Raw genomic sequence first — 14,920 nt, 5'->3', positions numbered from 1 at the left:
CTGTATAAGTATAGTTTTATATTGCACTTATCATTCTAAAGAATGCGCTTTCTTTATGCAAGTATTTTAATAGTTTATCCTAATGATTTTAAAAATTTTTATTAATTAACTAATTTTTGCCATAACTTCGACATGTCTTGTGGATCTTTGATTTCAATTACTCGCTTTTTTTCATTATCAAATGGATCAGGGAAAGCTAAATAAAAACAATTTAATGCTTGCCGGGAAAAATTGTCATCAATGCCATATAAGGGATCACCAAAAAGTGGATGGCCTAAATAAGCCATATGAACCCTTATCTGATGCGTTCTACCTGTTAACAGGCGTAATTCTACTAGACTAGCCCCTTTAACTTGGCTAAGCACACGATAACACGTCTGTGCTTTTTTTCCGCTTGCTACTACGGCTCTTTTTACACCGTCGCCTTCTTTACCGATCGGTTCATCAATTAATCCAGCTAACTCATCTTTCGCAAAATTCCCATGAACAATAGCGTGATACTTTTTAATAAACTGCTCTTTACCAATTTTGCTAAAACGAGCATGCGCAACAGCATTCTTTCCAACTAATACTAAACCAGAAGTATCTCGGTCCAAACGAGTAATCACATGAGGCTTTAAATCCCTTTCATTTTGACTCGAAAAATAGCCCATTAATCTATTTACAATAGCATCGTTATCTTCATATCTAGACGGGATTGATAAAACCCCAGCTTGTTTATTTAGCACAATATAATTTTTAGTCTCTAAAACTGGATCTACCGGATTATTAGATGGCTTCAAAAATTGATTTTTCTTTTCTTCACCACTAACAAAAATAACTTCATCCCCAGTCCGTAAATGAAAACTTAAATATCTTCGCTTATGATTTACCAAAATCATTCCGTGATGATGTCTTGCCTTAATCAAAGCCTGATGCGAGAAACCATTCTTTAACAAAAAAGAGCCCAATTTTTTGGGATCTTTTTCTTGTACAATTAATTTAAATAAACTTGTCATTACCCTCGTTATCCTTAATAAACGCATTTTGTACACGCGCCCAAAAATGGTGATGACCAAACTGATCAAACTGAATTGAGTGCTTAGAAATACGATATTCTATTTTTTTGGCATTTTTAACATCGATTCTTGCCCCATCCACAGTCATTACAAAATGATCAGCGTTAGGCACAATCGTAATCCATTGATCGGGTGCGATTACAATTGGCGCAGATAATGTTCTAAATACACGATTATTGATTGAAGCGATCTCTGTCATTTGCAAAGCTTTTAATCGCGGATGAATTACAGCCCCGCCCAGCGATTTGCTATAAGCGGTTGAGCCCGTTGGCGTAGAAACACATAAACCATCGCCTCTAAAATTTTCAAATATTTCATCATCAATATAAACATCTGCTTCAAGCGTATGTGATATTCTTTTAACCGCTGATTCATTTACAGCCAAATGATAACGAATATCGCCCGACTCAGTTAACATTTTAATTTCAAGCAAGGGATACTTAGCCGGTTGATCTTTGGTTAATAAAAGCGCATCAACCATTTTATCAATATCATAATTACGCCAATCAGTATAAAAACCTAAGTGTCCTGTGTGCACACCTATAAAACGTACTGAATCAACCTGATTCTCATAACGATGAAAAGCGTTGATTAAAGTACCATCTCCGCCGACTGTAATTACTACATCTGGATATTTAGCGTCAAAAATGACATTCTTCTTTTGCAATAGCTTCTTAAGATAGGCCACTGTCTCTAAAGTCTTATCATAGTTATTATGCGCTATTGTTACTTTCATGACTTTTCCTTGCCTTTATTTTTGGTAAAAATCTTTTGAGCTTCTTGGACCTCATCCTTAATAGAAGACATTTCTTCATCTAGCTTATACGCAGCTTCTGCGGTTGACTTAAGTCGTTTTGAAATATCCTCTGGATAAGCACCTTGGTATTTATAATTTAAAGTATGTTCAACAGTAGCCCAAAAATTCATTGCTAAAGTTCTAATCTGAATTTCCGCAATTAACTTTTTAGGTCCTTCTGGCAAGTAAACTGTATAGTTAATTACCATATGATATGAACGATAGCCTGAAGGTTTAGCATTTTGAATATAATCACGCTCTTCTACTACTTCCATATCATCACGTGAATGAATTAAGTCTACCACCTTATAAATATCGTCCACAAATTGTGTCACAATACGTATACCGGCAATATCTTGCATATCAGTTTCAATGACATCTGGGCTAATTACCCGTCTCGTCATTTTTTCTTTAATAGAATCTACTGTCTTCACCCTACCAATTACAAATTCAATTGGTGAATGTTCTCCCCTAGTTAAAAAGCCTTGTCTAAGGGAACGAAATTTAACCTTTAACTCGCGTACAGCTTCATTATAAGGCCACAAGAAGTTATCCCAATCTACTTCCATGAGAAAACATCCTTTCTTAGTAAACAAACACATTTTACCATGTTAAAGATTATAATCTGAACTGATTTAAATATTTTTTCCTAACTATTATAATGATTTATGGATTCGGAGGTTTTAAACTTATGAGCAAAAATCGAGAAATCGAAGCTAAAACACTTTTACATAAAGAAACTTATCAAAAAATAGTCAGTGATTTTCCTGTAAAAAGTGATTTTGTACAAGAGAATTATTATTTTGATACACCTGATAAATTATTAAAAAAGCACCATATTAGTTTGCGAATCAGAATTTATAGCGATCATGCCGAACAAACAATGAAAGTGCCTGATCCTAATCCAGTTCAAAAAAATTATCATGAAGTTATTGAAATTAACGATAATTTAACTCATGCGCAAGCTAAAGAATTGGTAGCAAAAAAGCACTTTACCTTTCACGGTAATATTGGTCAATACCTCAGTGCACATTTTGCTAAGGAACAAGACGCTCTTTCACTTTTCACCTGGAGCAAAACTAGACGTATCTTAATGAATGGACCACAAGATTGTGAATTAACATTAGATGCAACTTCTTATCCAGATGGCTATGAAGACTTTGAGTTAGAAATCGAGAATGATGATCCAGTTTTAATAACTAATGTCCTAACTAAGCTGGAAAGCGATTACAATTTTAAGCAGAATTCTAGCAATACTAACCAAAGTAAAATTGCTCGAGCAAGTATTCACAAAAAATAACATATAGAAAATAAGGCATATTTTTTGTCACTTTTTTTGTTTCTTGCTAAAGTATCAATAGTAAATCACCAAAGGGGTCGAGAGTATGTTCGAGATTTTTCTATTCATTAATCCAATAGGAATTTACTGTTATGATACGGAAAAACAAATTCGCAACACCGTTGATGAACTTGGAATTGACGTTTGTTATCACTATATTCCTATTGCTAATGTTTGTTTAATAAATGATGACGCTATTAGGCGTCGTAAGGATGCACAAAAGCTGCCAGACATCAGTACTTTTTCTAAAGCAACTTATGATGCGCTAGAAAATTACCATGCTATTAAACTTAAATATGGTAATAAAAAAGCACGTGAATTTTTATATGAACTGCAAAAGAATTTAAGTCATGATGCTTCAGCTTACAATCCTAAATTGTTAGAAAAAATTGCTACTAGGCTTAACATTAAAGCTAATACAATTAATGCAATCAAGAAAAGCAGTTATGTACGGAGTTCAATCGAGGAAGATCAAAAATTAGCTAATCAATGGAACATTAAAGCTACACCAACAATTGTTTTGTTCAATGAGGATAATGAACAAAATGGTGTCCTTCTAGAAGGTCCCGTTGCACATGAGGATTTAGTTAATTTGCTTCTACCTGATTATCAAAATTGCTTTTCAAATTTTATGCCGCAACAAAACCACTTACGCCTTATTTAATAGGCGTTTTATTTTTGCAAAAATTTAGTGACAGAATCTACTTCACCAGGATTACGCCAAGTACTAAACACTTCATCTGGCAGACTATCCACAGTTAGCCCCTTGCAATAAAGTAACTCGCCTATTTTTAATCCGAGCTTTGTTTTCTGTGCTAACTGCCTTCTTAAATATTTTTTTTGATTATTTATATTAATTGGATAGTCTCTTTTTATAGGCTTAAAATGCCAAAACATCTTCATATCTAATTCATCTAAAGCAAAATATTTTACTTGGTAATGAAGATTATTCGTTACCGGTTCCTGTAAAACATTATATTTTAAGCAAAACACATTCTTTTTAGGATTAATTTCCAGATAATAATTTCCCCACAATTTATTCTTTCTAAAAAAGATCGACTGAGTATGTTTTAGTTTCTTCTTTAAATAATGCCTTTGTCCCACAATCCAAATATCGGTTACTCCTATTTCAGAATATAATAAATGTCGATGTCTAAATTCAGTATCACTTAGCGGTGCACATTGAACTTCAAAGGCTAATTTTTCTGAAGCTAAAACGTCTGCTCTTAGCTGACCATCAGCTAACGGTATCTCAACTTGCGCGTTGAATCCGGCCGCAGTAAGCGCGGCTTTCAACAGCATCTTAGATTGATGATGTTCCTCTTTTTCTCCCATCGCATTGCTATAACTAGTTAAATGCTTAAAAAAGGCTGCCTTTTGTTCTGAAATAATTAAAATTACTTTTTTATGACAGTGTGGACAACGATAATCATCTATATTTAAATTTTTTTGACCGGTATTAACCATATTCGCTTCACTAACGGCTAATACTATTTTTTTATTCAACATGGCTGCATACATATTTCTTCACCCATGTTTTATTACGTAAAAAAGAGACGTTTTTTTCTAACGTCTCTTTTTCTTTATAAAATCTTAATTATTGCTTTTGAAGAAAGTAATAGCGAATATAATCAAGAGCATCACGGTTCAACAAACATTTTCCAGTTTCCTTTACCGTCTTCATTTCTTCATCATCAATCTTGATTCCGTATTCATTAGCAATAGCCCAAGCATCAGCTGGCTTAAGTTCAGCATAATTTTCATCTAAAAATGCTAACTTCAAGTAGTATTTACCCCGTAAATAATACAAACTTGAAGCCAGATCACTTACTTTCAAACTATCCGCTAATTCAACTAGATTTCCTAACTCATCAAAGCTGTAGGAATGATGATTTTGGAATTTCCAATATTGAATATTAACTGCGTTCTCCTGATTAGATGATTCAAGCTTTTCTTCTTTTATTGGATCAAGTTCAGTATTTACATCATCTTTCGGATCAAGGTCAAAGAAACTTCTTCTTGAATCGGGCTCTGCCTGTGTTTGATTAGTCTCACTATTCATTGGCTCTATCATTTGACGGAGATTATCAGCATCGTCAGGCTTAATCTTGGTAATCATCAAGTCAAGACCGCCATTGTTAGGCATTACCTGAAAAGTTACAGGTACTCCTTGAGTAAAGGTATGATCAGTATCTACCTCTGAAAGAATGGAGTAGAAGAATTGCTGTATTTTTTGTTTATCCCCCAATAAATCTAAAACCTTCAATCCACGATGAGCTAATTCATTTTTATTAATTCTAACTCTTATTGTATTTTCATTGATATGATCTACTTGCACAGGATATCTCCTCCACGAATTATATAACCTATTGTAGCCTATTTTTTATCTAAAATAAAAGTGTTAGCATCATTACTAACACTCTTCCATATTATAAATCTGCAATTTTTTGGGCTTCAGCCAATTCTAATCGACGAACCTTACGTGGTAAGAAACGACGAATTTCGTCTTCATTATATCCTACTTGAAGTCGACGATCATCCATAATAATTGGTCTTCTTAACAAGCTTGGATTCTTTTCTACTAAATCAAGTAACTGATCAATTGATAAATCATCCAAATTTATTTTTAATTGTTGAAAAGCTCTTGAGCGGGTAGAAATGATTTCTTCAGTACCATTTTCAGTCATACGTAGAATTTTTAATATCTCTTTTTTAGTCAAAGGCTCCGAAAAAATGTTTCTTTCCTTAAATGGAATATCATGCTTTTCAAGCCAAGCTCGTGCCTTACGACATGAAGTACAACTAGGCGAAACATATAAATCTACCATAAAAATCACGCTCCTCAGAACAAATATTTGTATACGTTCTTAATCTTACTATTAGTATAACATACTAACTTCTTTTTTGTAAGTACTCATTTTATCTTTTATGTTAACTTCTCTTTATATTCTAAAGATAAAACGTGAATTATTTGTGAAGAAATTGTATGTTTTGTTTAAAATATTTAAATATGAAAAAAGAGACCTTTCGGTCTCTTTTCTCAATTCAAAATATGAATTTATTTGTCGATCTTCTTCATTAAGTCATTAACTAACTTTTCATTTTCTTCAGCAGTTTCTGAAACGAAGCATGCCTCGTTAGCCAATTCCTTAAGATCCTTAGTATCAAACTTCTTCATTAAGCTTCTGATACGTAAGATTGAAGTTGCACTCATTGAGTATTCATCAAGTCCCATTGAAAGTAAGATTGGGAACATGGTGTTATCACCGGCAGCTTCACCACACATACCACACCAGATACCATTTTCATGAGCAGAATCAATAGTGTGCTTAATCAAACGAAGTACTGATGGGTTATATGGTTGGTACAAGTATGATAGGTTATCGTTACCACGGTCAGCAGCCATAGTGTATTGGATCAAGTCGTTAGTACCAATTGAGAAGAAGTCAACTTCCTTAGCGAATTGATCTGCTAAAACAGCAGCTGCAGGAACTTCGATCATCATACCAACTTGCAAGTCGTCACCGATCTTAACGCCCTTTTCAACAAGCTTTTGCTTTTCATCATTTAAGATAGCCTTAGCTTGACGAAGTTCAGCCAATGTACCAATCATTGGGAACATAATACCAAGCTTACCGTATGCTGATGCACGAAGCAAAGCTCTTAATTGGGTACGGAAAATCTTTTCGTTCTTAAGTGAAAGACGAATAGCACGTACACCTAAGAATGGGTTCATTTCATCTGGCAGGTCCCAGTAATCTAGATGCTTGTCACCACCAATATCCATTGTTCTGATGATAACTTGCTTGCCGTTCATGCCTTCGATAACTTTCTTGTAAGCTTCGAATTGATCATCTTCAGTTGGGAAGTTTGATGAATCCATGTACAAGAATTCAGTTCTGTACAAACCAACAGCTTCTGCACCGTTTTCATGTACACCTGGCATATCATTAGGAGTACCGATGTTGGCTGCAATAGTAAATTGCTTACCATCGGCAGTTACTGAAGGTTCATCCTTCAATTTCTTCCATTCAGCCTTTTGCTTTAAGAAAGCTTCACCCTTCTTCTTGTAGTCAGCTACTTGATCATCACTAGGATCAATAATAGCTACACCATCAAGACCATCATCAATTAACATGTCGCCGTTCTTAACGTCCTTAGTAATTGAATCAGTACCAACTACAGCTGGTAATTCAAGTGAACGTGCCATGATTGCTGAGTGAGCAGTACGACCACCAATATCAGTAATAAAGCCCTTAACGTATTTCTTGTTAAGTTGTGCAGTATCACTTGGAGTCAAATCATGAGCAACAACGATTACTTCATGGTCAATTGAAGCTGGGTTTGGTAATTCCTTACCAAGTAAGTGAGCCATAATACGCTTAGAAACATCGCGTACATCGGCAGCACGTTCTTGCATGTAAGGATTATCAGTCATACTTTCAAAAATTTGGATGAACTTTTGTGCAGTTTCATCTAATGCAGCTTCTGCATTGATCTTTGAATCCTTAATTTCATTCTCAATGGCACCAGTAAATTCTGGATCATTCAAAATCATTAAGTGAGCTTCAAAAACTTGAGATTCTTCTTCACCCAAGCTCTTCTTGGCAACATCACGAATCTTTTCAACTTCAGTAGTTGAAGTCTTAATAGCATCCTTGTAACGAGCTACTTCAGCTTCAACATCATCAACTGAAGACTTTGAAAATGAAAGATCAGGCTCCACAAGAAGATATGCTGGAGCAATGGCAATACCATCACTAGCAGCAATTCCTTTTAAAGTCTTGGTCATTATTCAGCTAAACCTTCTTTTTTCATAGTGTCAGCAATTGCGTCCAATGCGTCTTTTTCATCGTCACCTTCAGCAGTGATAGTAACATCAGCATTTTGGCCAACACCAAGTGACATAACACCCATGATTGACTTCAAGTTTACTGACTTGCCGTTGTATTCCAAGTTAACATCTGAACCGAACTTTGAAGCAGCTTGTACTAAAAGAGTAGCTGGACGTGCATGAATACCTGTTTCTGCAATAATATGAAAATCGCGTTTTTCCATTATAAATATCTCCTTTAAATTGAAAAAATTAAACTGGTAATAAATACCCATTCAGGTATTAGATTATCATGTTTTTACAGTTTAGACAACAATAATGTAACAGTTTACATTATTCAATCGTCAGTGTTCGTAGCGGTATATACAATAGCACCGCCTCTTTCAGCTCTGCCGGTAATATATTGTCTTTTACCATAATTTCTAATAGTTTTCTGTAAATCAAAGGCATATTCGGGCTCTACCTTATATTCTTTAAGCTCTCCAGACACCAATTGATCTAAAATCTTTTGATAATCCAAAAATATCACCACACTTTTTAAATTTTATAATTTTTTCATTATTTATTCTACTATTTATGTTAATTTTTCAAAAATATTATTATTTTATGTGTTTCTTACATTAAGTAAGAAATGTAGAGCTTAGCACTTGACTACTAAGAGTGCTAATAATATAATTTTGTTACAACTTAAATGAAAGGCGGTCATGTATTTTGCTTTGTCAAAATTGTCATAAACGGCCAGCCTCCATTCACCTCTTTACTAAGGTAAATGGCCAAAGCCGAGAAATTGATTTATGTCAACAATGCTATCAAGAATTAAGAAATCAACAAGGAAATCTAGAAAATATGAATAATAACAATGAATTTTTTGGCGACTTTGATGATTTATTCAACGCTTTAAACGGAAATAACAACAATGCCGCAAATAATATGAACGGAAATAATCCAAAAATGCAAATGGGCGGAGGAAATGGTAACGGCAATCAAGGTGGTAAAAGTCTCCTTGACCAATACGGTACTGATTTAACTGCTCTTGCTAAAAAAGGAAAAATCGATCCAGTTATCGGACGTGATAAAGAAATCGCTCGTGTAATTGAGATTTTAAATAGAAGAACTAAAAACAACCCTGTTTTAATCGGTGAAGCAGGTGTTGGTAAAACAGCCGTAGTTGAAGGATTAGCACAAGAAATCGTTGATGGTTCTGTCCCAGCTAAATTACAAAATAAAAGAATCATATCATTAAATGTAGTTTCACTTGTTCAAGGTACTGGAATTCGTGGTCAATTTGAACAACGGATGGAGCAATTAATCAAAGAATTACAACAAAGTGATGACATCATTTTATTCATTGATGAAATTCACGAAATTGTTGGTGCGGGTAACGCTGAAGGCGGTATGGATGCTGGTAACATCATCAAACCAGCCTTAGCTCGTGGTGAACTCCAATTAGTTGGTGCTACTACTATCAAGGAATATCGCGACATTGAAAAAGATTCTGCTTTAGCACGTAGATTCCAACCCGTTGAAGTAAAAGAACCTTCTATTGATGAAACTATTAGGATTCTGAAAGGTATTCAACAACGCTACGAAGATTACCACCACGTTCATTATACAGATGATGCAATTGAAGCAGCTGCTAAATTATCAGCTCGTTACATTCAAGACAGATTTTTACCTGACAAAGCCATTGACTTGTTAGATGAAGCTGGTTCAAGAATGAACTTAACTATTCCTTATATTGATAAGGATAAAATGCAAGAAAGAATCAATGCAGCTGAGCAACTAAAAGAAGAAGCCTTAAAGAATGAAGATTACGAAAAGGCAGCCTACTACCGCGACCAAATCGAAAAATACGAAAAAGTTAAAGATCAAAAGGTAGATCCAGACAAGTCTCCAGTTATCACCAACAAGATTATGAATAAGATTGTTGAAGAAAAGACTGGCATCCCTGTTGGTGATATTCAAAAGCAAGAAGAAAATCAATTGCAAAACTTAGCCAGTGACTTAAAGGCTCATGTCATTGGTCAAGATAAGGCAGTTGAAAAAGTGGCTCGTGCTATTCGTCGTAATAGAATCGGCTTTAACAAATCAGGTCGCCCAATTGGTTCTTTCCTCTTCGTAGGACCAACTGGTGTTGGTAAGACTGAGCTTGCCAAACAATTAGCTAAGCAAATGTTCGGTTCAGAAAACGCCATGATTCGTTTCGATATGTCTGAATACATGGAACAATACTCTGTTTCTAAGTTAATTGGTTCTGCTCCTGGTTACGTTGGCTACGAAGAAGCTGGACAATTAACTGAGCAAGTAAGACATAATCCTTACAGCTTGATCTTGCTCGATGAAATCGAAAAGGCTCACCCAGACGTTTTAAACTTATTCTTACAAATTTTAGACGATGGCCGCTTAACCGACTCACAAGGTCGAACAGTTTCATTTAAAGATACAATCATCATTATGACTTCTAATGCAGGTCAAGGAATTAAGAATGCTAGTGTCGGCTTTACTGCTGAGAATGAAACTGAATCTAAAGAATCAGCTAGAAATAATATGAGCCAATTCTTTAAGCCAGAATTCTTAAACCGTTTAGATGATGTCATTGAATTCAACGAATTGACTAAGCCAGACTTACTCAAGATCGTTGATTTGATGCTTAAGAACACTAACGATATGGTCAAAGACCAAGGATTGCATATCGATGTAACTCAAACAGCTAAAGATAAATTAGTTGAAGATGGATTCAACCCTGCTTTAGGTGCTCGTCCACTTCGTCGAACAATTCAAGAAGAAATCGAAGATAACGTTGCAGACTTCAAGCTTGATCACACTGATAGCAAGAATCTTAAGGCAGATGTTGTCGATAATAAGATCGTTATTAGCGATGAAAACACAGCTGAGTAATTACGCCAATTAATAATTCAAAAAAGATTCTGCGATTAATAATCAGCAGCATCTTTTTATTTAATTTAATAAAAATAAAAAGATGCTGCTTAATTTGATGTATACTAAATTTAAGTTATAAAAACTAAAAGAAACAGGTGAAATTCATGCATTTAATCGATGTAACTAACAACTATTCTAACTTGGTTCACAGTCAGCTCAATACTACCGATGCTAATTACGTTAAAGTATATTCATTAGGAAATACTTCAGTAATTTATACCGAAAGCAAAAATGCAATCGGCATTGCACTTGAAAACCATGATCGCCGTGTCCGTGAAGATGAAATTGAATTTGTCATCAAACGATTAATCAAAGATTACGATTCTTCATATACTTTAACCGTTGACAAGAGCCGTCACGTCATTGAAATTCACGTCGACAAGTAAATTAAATAAATTTAATCACAAAAATAAGCGTCTAGAGGATTTATTTCCTAGACGCTTATTTTTTATTAAAGCTTTTCCATTAATTTAACATCCGGATACTTGTCGTGGAAGAATCGTTCTGCAAATTCATTCTCAAACAAGAACAATGGATTGCCATAACGGTCTTTTACTAGAAGATTACGGCTGTTAGACATACGAGGATCAAGTTGCTCTGGATCAATCCAACGCGCAACTCTATGTCCAATACTATTCATCTCAACTTCTGAATTATATTCATTCTTCATTCTGAATTGGAAGACTTCAAATTGCAATTGACCAACCGCACCTAAAATATATTCATCGGTTTGGTAATTACGGTAAAGCTGAATAGCACCTTCTTGAACCAACTGATTCATTCCCTTGTGGAATGACTTTTGCTTCATCACATTCTTAGCAGTTACCCGCATAAACAATTCTGGAGTAAATTCTGGAAGTGGTGGATAAACGATTTTACGTTTACCTGAATAAATACTGTCTCCAATTTGGAAGTTACCAGTATCGTACAAACCAACAATATCTCCAGCTACGGCATCTGAAACTTGCACACGTTCACTAGACATAAATTCAGTTGCATTATTCAAACGGATTGGCTTACCTGTTCTTGCTAAAGTAACATCCAATCCTTTTTTAAATTCACCACTACCAACACGGACAAATGCGATTCGATCACGGTGGTGAGGATTCATGTTAGCCTGAATCTTAAAGACAAAGCCTGAGAATTCCGGATCTTTTGGACTAAGTTCTTCATCCCCATTAACAGTATGACTTTCAGGAGCCGGTGCTAAATCAACGAAACTATTTAAGAATGTTTCTACACCAAAATTGGTTAAAGCTGAACCGAAGAAGACTGGAGTTTGATCACCCAAAGCAATTTTTTCAGGATCAAATTTATTACCAGCTTCTTTAACCAATTCAATTTCATCAAGAGTATCTTGGAATTGAGGATCTTGACTCAATGGTTCGCTATCAGGCAAAGTACCATCTTCATTCAATGGTAAGAAACGGTCTGCGCCATCTTTGCGGTACAATTCAACGCGATTATTAGCAATATCATACAAGCCTTTTAAAGTTTGACCAGAACCAATCGGCCAGTCCATTGCTACACCTTCAATGCCGAGCAAATCTTCAAGTTCAGCAATCAAATCAAGTGGTGGTCGACCATCACGGTCTAACTTGTTCATAAAAGTAAAAATCGGAATACCACGTTTTTTAACAACTTTAAATAGTTTCTTAGTTTGTGGTTCGATACCCTTTGCAGAGTCAATTACCATGACAGCAGCATCCACCGCCATTAAAGTACGATAGGTATCTTCTGAGAAATCTTGGTGTCCTGGTGTATCCAAGATATTGATTCTCTTGCCCTTGTACTCAAACTGCATAACGGAACTAGTAACTGAAATACCACGCTTTTTTTCAATTTCCATCCAGTCACTTGTAGCAAAGTTACCAGTTTTACGGGCTTTAACAGTACCAGCTTTTCTAATTACCCCACCAAATAACAGCATTTGTTCCGTAATTGTTGTCTTACCTGCATCTGGGTGAGAAATAATTGCAAATGTTCTTCTTTTCTTTACTTTCTCTGCTAACTCTTTATCCATTACTCTTTTTTATCTTCTTCCTTTTTTATTTCTTGTCTATCCTTTGTCAACAAAACCGTAAGTAAACGTGACCCTTTCATTCTTCTAGTAGTCAAAGTCATCCCGTCGCCAATGTCAACGGTTAACTTTTCCCCTTTAGCTGGGATCATCTTCAAGGTATTAATGACATAACCTGCTACCGTATCTACATCTTCCATTTCAAGATGCGTACCAAATTGCTCATTAAAATCATCTAACGGCATTTTTCCATAGATAATATACTTATTGGGCGCAATTTGATTATACAAAATCTCTGTATGATCAACCTCGTCGTCGATATCCCCTACGATCTCTTCGACAAGGTCTTCAATAGTAGCCAAGCCAGTTACGCCACCATACTCATCTGTTAAAATAGCTAGTTGACGCTGCGTTTGCTGCATTTCCATCAACAGATCTCCTAATTCTGCTGTTTCTGGTGCAAATAAAGGTTCAGTCATTACATCTTGATAATCAAGATTTTCAAACCCCTTAATCTTAGCCTTACGCAATACCGTTCTGATATGAATTATGCCGACGATTTTATCCTTATCTCGTTTATATACTGGAATACGCGAATACGGCTCACGCAATATTTCATCAAGATTATCTTGAAAACTCACATCCGCATCTACCATGAACGCGTCCGTTCTTGGTACCATTACTTCGCGAGCCATTTTCCCCTGAAAGTCCAGAATTCTTTCAAGCATTGAGAACTCAGTATCATTAATTTTATGATTATCATGTAAATTGATAATTTCTTTTTCTAAATGATCTTTAGTTCCTTCTTCTGTCTCACCTGACAATCTATTTTTAAGGCGAACAAAAAGATTCTTCGCTCCAGGATCACTACTCATTTTTTTACTCTCTTTCTTAAAAAAGTTATCTAAATAAAGTTATTATAGCATAGAGCAATTAACAGTATGTTAAAATAGCAAATAAGACTAAAAGGAGGAACTCCTTATGAAAAAAAGCCACGTTTTATTAGTTTTTACTTTTTTATTACTTGTTCCATATATCTGTAGCTTACTAATTATCGGTATCGGCTATAATGCACTAGTTCTCCATTCGGCAGAAATTTACCGCACAATTATTGGTGCTTTAGTCGGTTCTATCATTATGTTTGCAGTTAAAGCTACGATTCAACGACCAGTTGATCTATTAGCTATGCAAACTAATGACGGCTTGTTAAAGCAGCTTTTGCGCTTTTTCAGTATTAGACGACGCTATTTCTTATTATTTGCAAATATCGTCTTAGATTTTATTTTATGCTTTGCCGCAACTTATTTAGTACGTGCCGTGTTAACACTAGATCAAATTGTAGGTAGTTCCATCGGTTTCGTCTTATTAATCATGTTCGTATCAACTTGTCTTGGCGCTTATGTTGAATACGATAATCTATCAATCGATCCACAACAACATTAATTATTCACTGACCTTTACGTAAAATGCTTGGGTCAGTTTTTTTGTATCTAAATCTAGATTCCAGACAATATATGGAGTATCGCTATCACCTAAGTTCTCATAAACCTTAACTCCATTGGCTACTACCTTTTTTACAAAATTAGGTACAGTGCTATTTAATGGCAAGTTAAAGTAAACTAAATTTTGATTTTCTTCTACTTCTTCATCTATTTCAGCCTTAGGTAATTCAAACTTCATTAAACCTGTTGGCACCTTATCAGCTTCCACATCAGTTACTACGCCATACCAGTACATAAAGCTATCTGGGCCTGAAACAATTAAGGCTGAACGCTTATTTTCTAGATTATTATCTGCTAAAAACTTTTGAAATACTTCATCATTTTCCATTTGTTGATTAGATTCCATAAAACTCTTTTGGGCATTCATCAAACTATCTGGGAAAGGACGGCCAACAAATAACTTCTTATCAATATTCTTTTTCATTTTTTCT

General features: G+C 35.0%; 17 protein-coding genes. 5 read left to right on the top strand and 12 right to left on the bottom strand.

What is annotated here, in order from left to right; translation table 11 throughout:
- Positions 1-101: 101 nt before the first annotated feature.
- From JEM49_RS04885 to JEM49_RS04875, 3 genes are read right to left on the bottom strand one after another with little or no spacing between them, the layout of a single operon-like run.
- Positions 102-998 (bottom strand): RluA family pseudouridine synthase, encoded by an 897-nt coding sequence (locus tag JEM49_RS04885; RefSeq protein WP_201873910.1) that lies wholly within the window; start codon positions 996-998, stop codon positions 102-104.
- Entirely contained in the window at positions 982-1,794 is an 813-nt protein-coding gene (locus JEM49_RS04880; RefSeq protein ID WP_201873909.1) for an NAD kinase, read from the bottom strand. Before JEM49_RS04880 ends, JEM49_RS04885 begins: the two co-directional genes overlap by 17 nt.
- On the bottom strand, positions 1,791-2,423 hold the full coding sequence (locus tag JEM49_RS04875; RefSeq protein WP_056945575.1) for a GTP pyrophosphokinase: 633 nt from the start codon (positions 2,421-2,423) through the stop codon (positions 1,791-1,793). Before JEM49_RS04875 ends, JEM49_RS04880 begins: the two co-directional genes overlap by 4 nt.
- A gap of 122 nt (positions 2,424-2,545) precedes the next feature.
- Here JEM49_RS04875 and JEM49_RS04870 point away from each other — a divergent pair, with 122 nt between their 5' ends.
- Together JEM49_RS04870 and JEM49_RS04865 are read left to right on the top strand one after the other, a co-directional pair.
- Positions 2,546-3,154 carry a CYTH domain-containing protein gene (locus JEM49_RS04870; RefSeq protein ID WP_098036851.1) on the top strand — a complete coding sequence of 203 codons (609 nt, stop codon included), beginning with the start codon at positions 2,546-2,548 and terminating at the stop codon, positions 3,152-3,154.
- Positions 3,155-3,239: 85 nt separating this feature from the next.
- The gene (locus JEM49_RS04865; RefSeq protein WP_098036850.1) at positions 3,240-3,857 is read left to right on the top strand and encodes a DsbA family protein; all 618 of its coding nucleotides are present in this window, start codon (positions 3,240-3,242) and stop codon (positions 3,855-3,857) included.
- 8 nt (positions 3,858-3,865) lie between these two features.
- On the opposite strand, the gene JEM49_RS04860 is transcribed toward JEM49_RS04865, so the two are convergent.
- The 6 genes from JEM49_RS04860 to JEM49_RS04835 all read right to left on the bottom strand — a co-directional run bounded on the left by JEM49_RS04860 (position 3,866) and on the right by JEM49_RS04835 (position 8,547).
- A complete protein-coding gene (locus JEM49_RS04860) occupies positions 3,866-4,714 on the bottom strand; it encodes a competence protein CoiA (protein WP_191335209.1) in 849 nt (282 codons plus the stop codon).
- 76 nt (positions 4,715-4,790) lie between these two features.
- Complete coding sequence (locus tag JEM49_RS04855; protein WP_098036848.1) at positions 4,791-5,531, bottom strand: adaptor protein MecA; 741 nt, start codon at positions 5,529-5,531, stop codon at positions 4,791-4,793.
- Positions 5,532-5,622: 91 nt separating this feature from the next.
- Complete coding sequence (gene spx / locus JEM49_RS04850) at positions 5,623-6,021, bottom strand: transcriptional regulator Spx (protein WP_012211591.1); 399 nt, start codon at positions 6,019-6,021, stop codon at positions 5,623-5,625.
- 230 nt (positions 6,022-6,251) lie between these two features.
- Positions 6,252-7,985, bottom strand: a complete 1,734-nt coding sequence (ptsP, locus tag JEM49_RS04845; RefSeq protein WP_025005480.1) for a phosphoenolpyruvate--protein phosphotransferase — start codon at positions 7,983-7,985, stop codon at positions 6,252-6,254.
- A complete protein-coding gene (locus JEM49_RS04840) occupies positions 7,985-8,251 on the bottom strand; it encodes a phosphocarrier protein HPr (RefSeq protein ID WP_005718606.1) in 267 nt (88 codons plus the stop codon). Before JEM49_RS04840 ends, ptsP begins: the two co-directional genes overlap by 1 nt.
- Before the next feature lie 113 nt (positions 8,252-8,364).
- A complete protein-coding gene (locus JEM49_RS04835; RefSeq protein ID WP_191335210.1) occupies positions 8,365-8,547 on the bottom strand; it encodes a hypothetical protein in 183 nt (60 codons plus the stop codon).
- Positions 8,548-8,738: 191 nt separating this feature from the next.
- On the opposite strand from JEM49_RS04835, the gene JEM49_RS04830 reads away from it, so the two are divergent.
- Together JEM49_RS04830 and JEM49_RS04825 are read left to right on the top strand one after the other, a co-directional pair.
- Positions 8,739-10,925: an ATP-dependent Clp protease ATP-binding subunit gene (locus tag JEM49_RS04830; RefSeq protein ID WP_201873908.1), complete on the top strand. Its 2,187-nt coding sequence runs from the start codon at positions 8,739-8,741 to the stop codon at positions 10,923-10,925.
- Positions 10,926-11,071: 146 nt separating this feature from the next.
- The gene (locus tag JEM49_RS04825) at positions 11,072-11,353 is read left to right on the top strand and encodes a DUF1827 family protein (protein ID WP_014563970.1); all 282 of its coding nucleotides are present in this window, start codon (positions 11,072-11,074) and stop codon (positions 11,351-11,353) included.
- A gap of 65 nt (positions 11,354-11,418) precedes the next feature.
- Here the strand turns inward: JEM49_RS04825 and JEM49_RS04820 are convergent, their stop codons facing one another.
- Positions 11,419-12,990, bottom strand: coding sequence for a peptide chain release factor 3 (locus JEM49_RS04820; protein ID WP_201873907.1), 1,572 nt, complete (start codon positions 12,988-12,990; stop codon positions 11,419-11,421).
- Positions 12,990-13,862 (bottom strand): hemolysin family protein, encoded by an 873-nt coding sequence (locus tag JEM49_RS04815; RefSeq protein WP_201873905.1) that lies wholly within the window; start codon positions 13,860-13,862, stop codon positions 12,990-12,992. The genes JEM49_RS04820 and JEM49_RS04815 overlap by 1 nt, the downstream gene beginning before the upstream one ends.
- A gap of 106 nt (positions 13,863-13,968) precedes the next feature.
- On the opposite strand from JEM49_RS04815, the gene JEM49_RS04810 reads away from it, so the two are divergent.
- Positions 13,969-14,430 (top strand): hypothetical protein, encoded by a 462-nt coding sequence (locus JEM49_RS04810; RefSeq protein ID WP_087175619.1) that lies wholly within the window; start codon positions 13,969-13,971, stop codon positions 14,428-14,430.
- On the opposite strand, the gene JEM49_RS04805 is transcribed toward JEM49_RS04810, so the two are convergent.
- A complete protein-coding gene (locus JEM49_RS04805; RefSeq protein ID WP_098036846.1) occupies positions 14,431-14,913 on the bottom strand; it encodes a hypothetical protein in 483 nt (160 codons plus the stop codon).
- Positions 14,914-14,920 lie beyond the last annotated feature (7 nt).

The organism is Lactobacillus sp. A27 (assembly GCF_016742815.1).
Classification (GTDB): Bacteria; Bacillota; Bacilli; order Lactobacillales; family Lactobacillaceae; genus Lactobacillus; species Lactobacillus gallinarum.
The sequence above is the reverse complement of the archived record's forward strand: the minus strand, read 5'-3'. Positions and strand labels throughout refer to the sequence as shown.

What these genes read in the sequence shown, in the direction of transcription:
- JEM49_RS04885 (WP_201873910.1), bottom strand. Translation starts at nt 998, where the DNA reads ATGACAAGTTTATTTAAATTAATTGTACAAGAAAAAGATCCCAAAAAA.
- JEM49_RS04880 (WP_201873909.1), bottom strand. Translation starts at nt 1,794, where the DNA reads ATGAAAGTAACAATAGCGCATAATAACTATGATAAGACTTTAGAGACA.
- JEM49_RS04875 (WP_056945575.1), bottom strand. Translation starts at nt 2,423, where the DNA reads ATGGAAGTAGATTGGGATAACTTCTTGTGGCCTTATAATGAAGCTGTA.
- JEM49_RS04870 (WP_098036851.1), top strand. Translation starts at nt 2,546, where the DNA reads ATGAGCAAAAATCGAGAAATCGAAGCTAAAACACTTTTACATAAAGAA.
- JEM49_RS04865 (WP_098036850.1), top strand. Translation starts at nt 3,240, where the DNA reads ATGTTCGAGATTTTTCTATTCATTAATCCAATAGGAATTTACTGTTAT.
- JEM49_RS04860 (WP_191335209.1), bottom strand. Translation starts at nt 4,714, where the DNA reads ATGTATGCAGCCATGTTGAATAAAAAAATAGTATTAGCCGTTAGTGAA.
- spx (WP_012211591.1), bottom strand. Translation starts at nt 6,021, where the DNA reads ATGGTAGATTTATATGTTTCGCCTAGTTGTACTTCATGTCGTAAGGCA.
- ptsP (WP_025005480.1), bottom strand. Translation starts at nt 7,985, where the DNA reads ATGACCAAGACTTTAAAAGGAATTGCTGCTAGTGATGGTATTGCCATT.
- JEM49_RS04840 (WP_005718606.1), bottom strand. Translation starts at nt 8,251, where the DNA reads ATGGAAAAACGCGATTTTCATATTATTGCAGAAACAGGTATTCATGCA.
- JEM49_RS04825 (WP_014563970.1), top strand. Translation starts at nt 11,072, where the DNA reads ATGCATTTAATCGATGTAACTAACAACTATTCTAACTTGGTTCACAGT.
- JEM49_RS04820 (WP_201873907.1), bottom strand. Translation starts at nt 12,990, where the DNA reads ATGGATAAAGAGTTAGCAGAGAAAGTAAAGAAAAGAAGAACATTTGCA.
- JEM49_RS04815 (WP_201873905.1), bottom strand. Translation starts at nt 13,862, where the DNA reads ATGAGTAGTGATCCTGGAGCGAAGAATCTTTTTGTTCGCCTTAAAAAT.
- JEM49_RS04810 (WP_087175619.1), top strand. Translation starts at nt 13,969, where the DNA reads ATGAAAAAAAGCCACGTTTTATTAGTTTTTACTTTTTTATTACTTGTT.
- JEM49_RS04805 (WP_098036846.1), bottom strand. Translation starts at nt 14,913, where the DNA reads ATGAAAAAGAATATTGATAAGAAGTTATTTGTTGGCCGTCCTTTCCCA.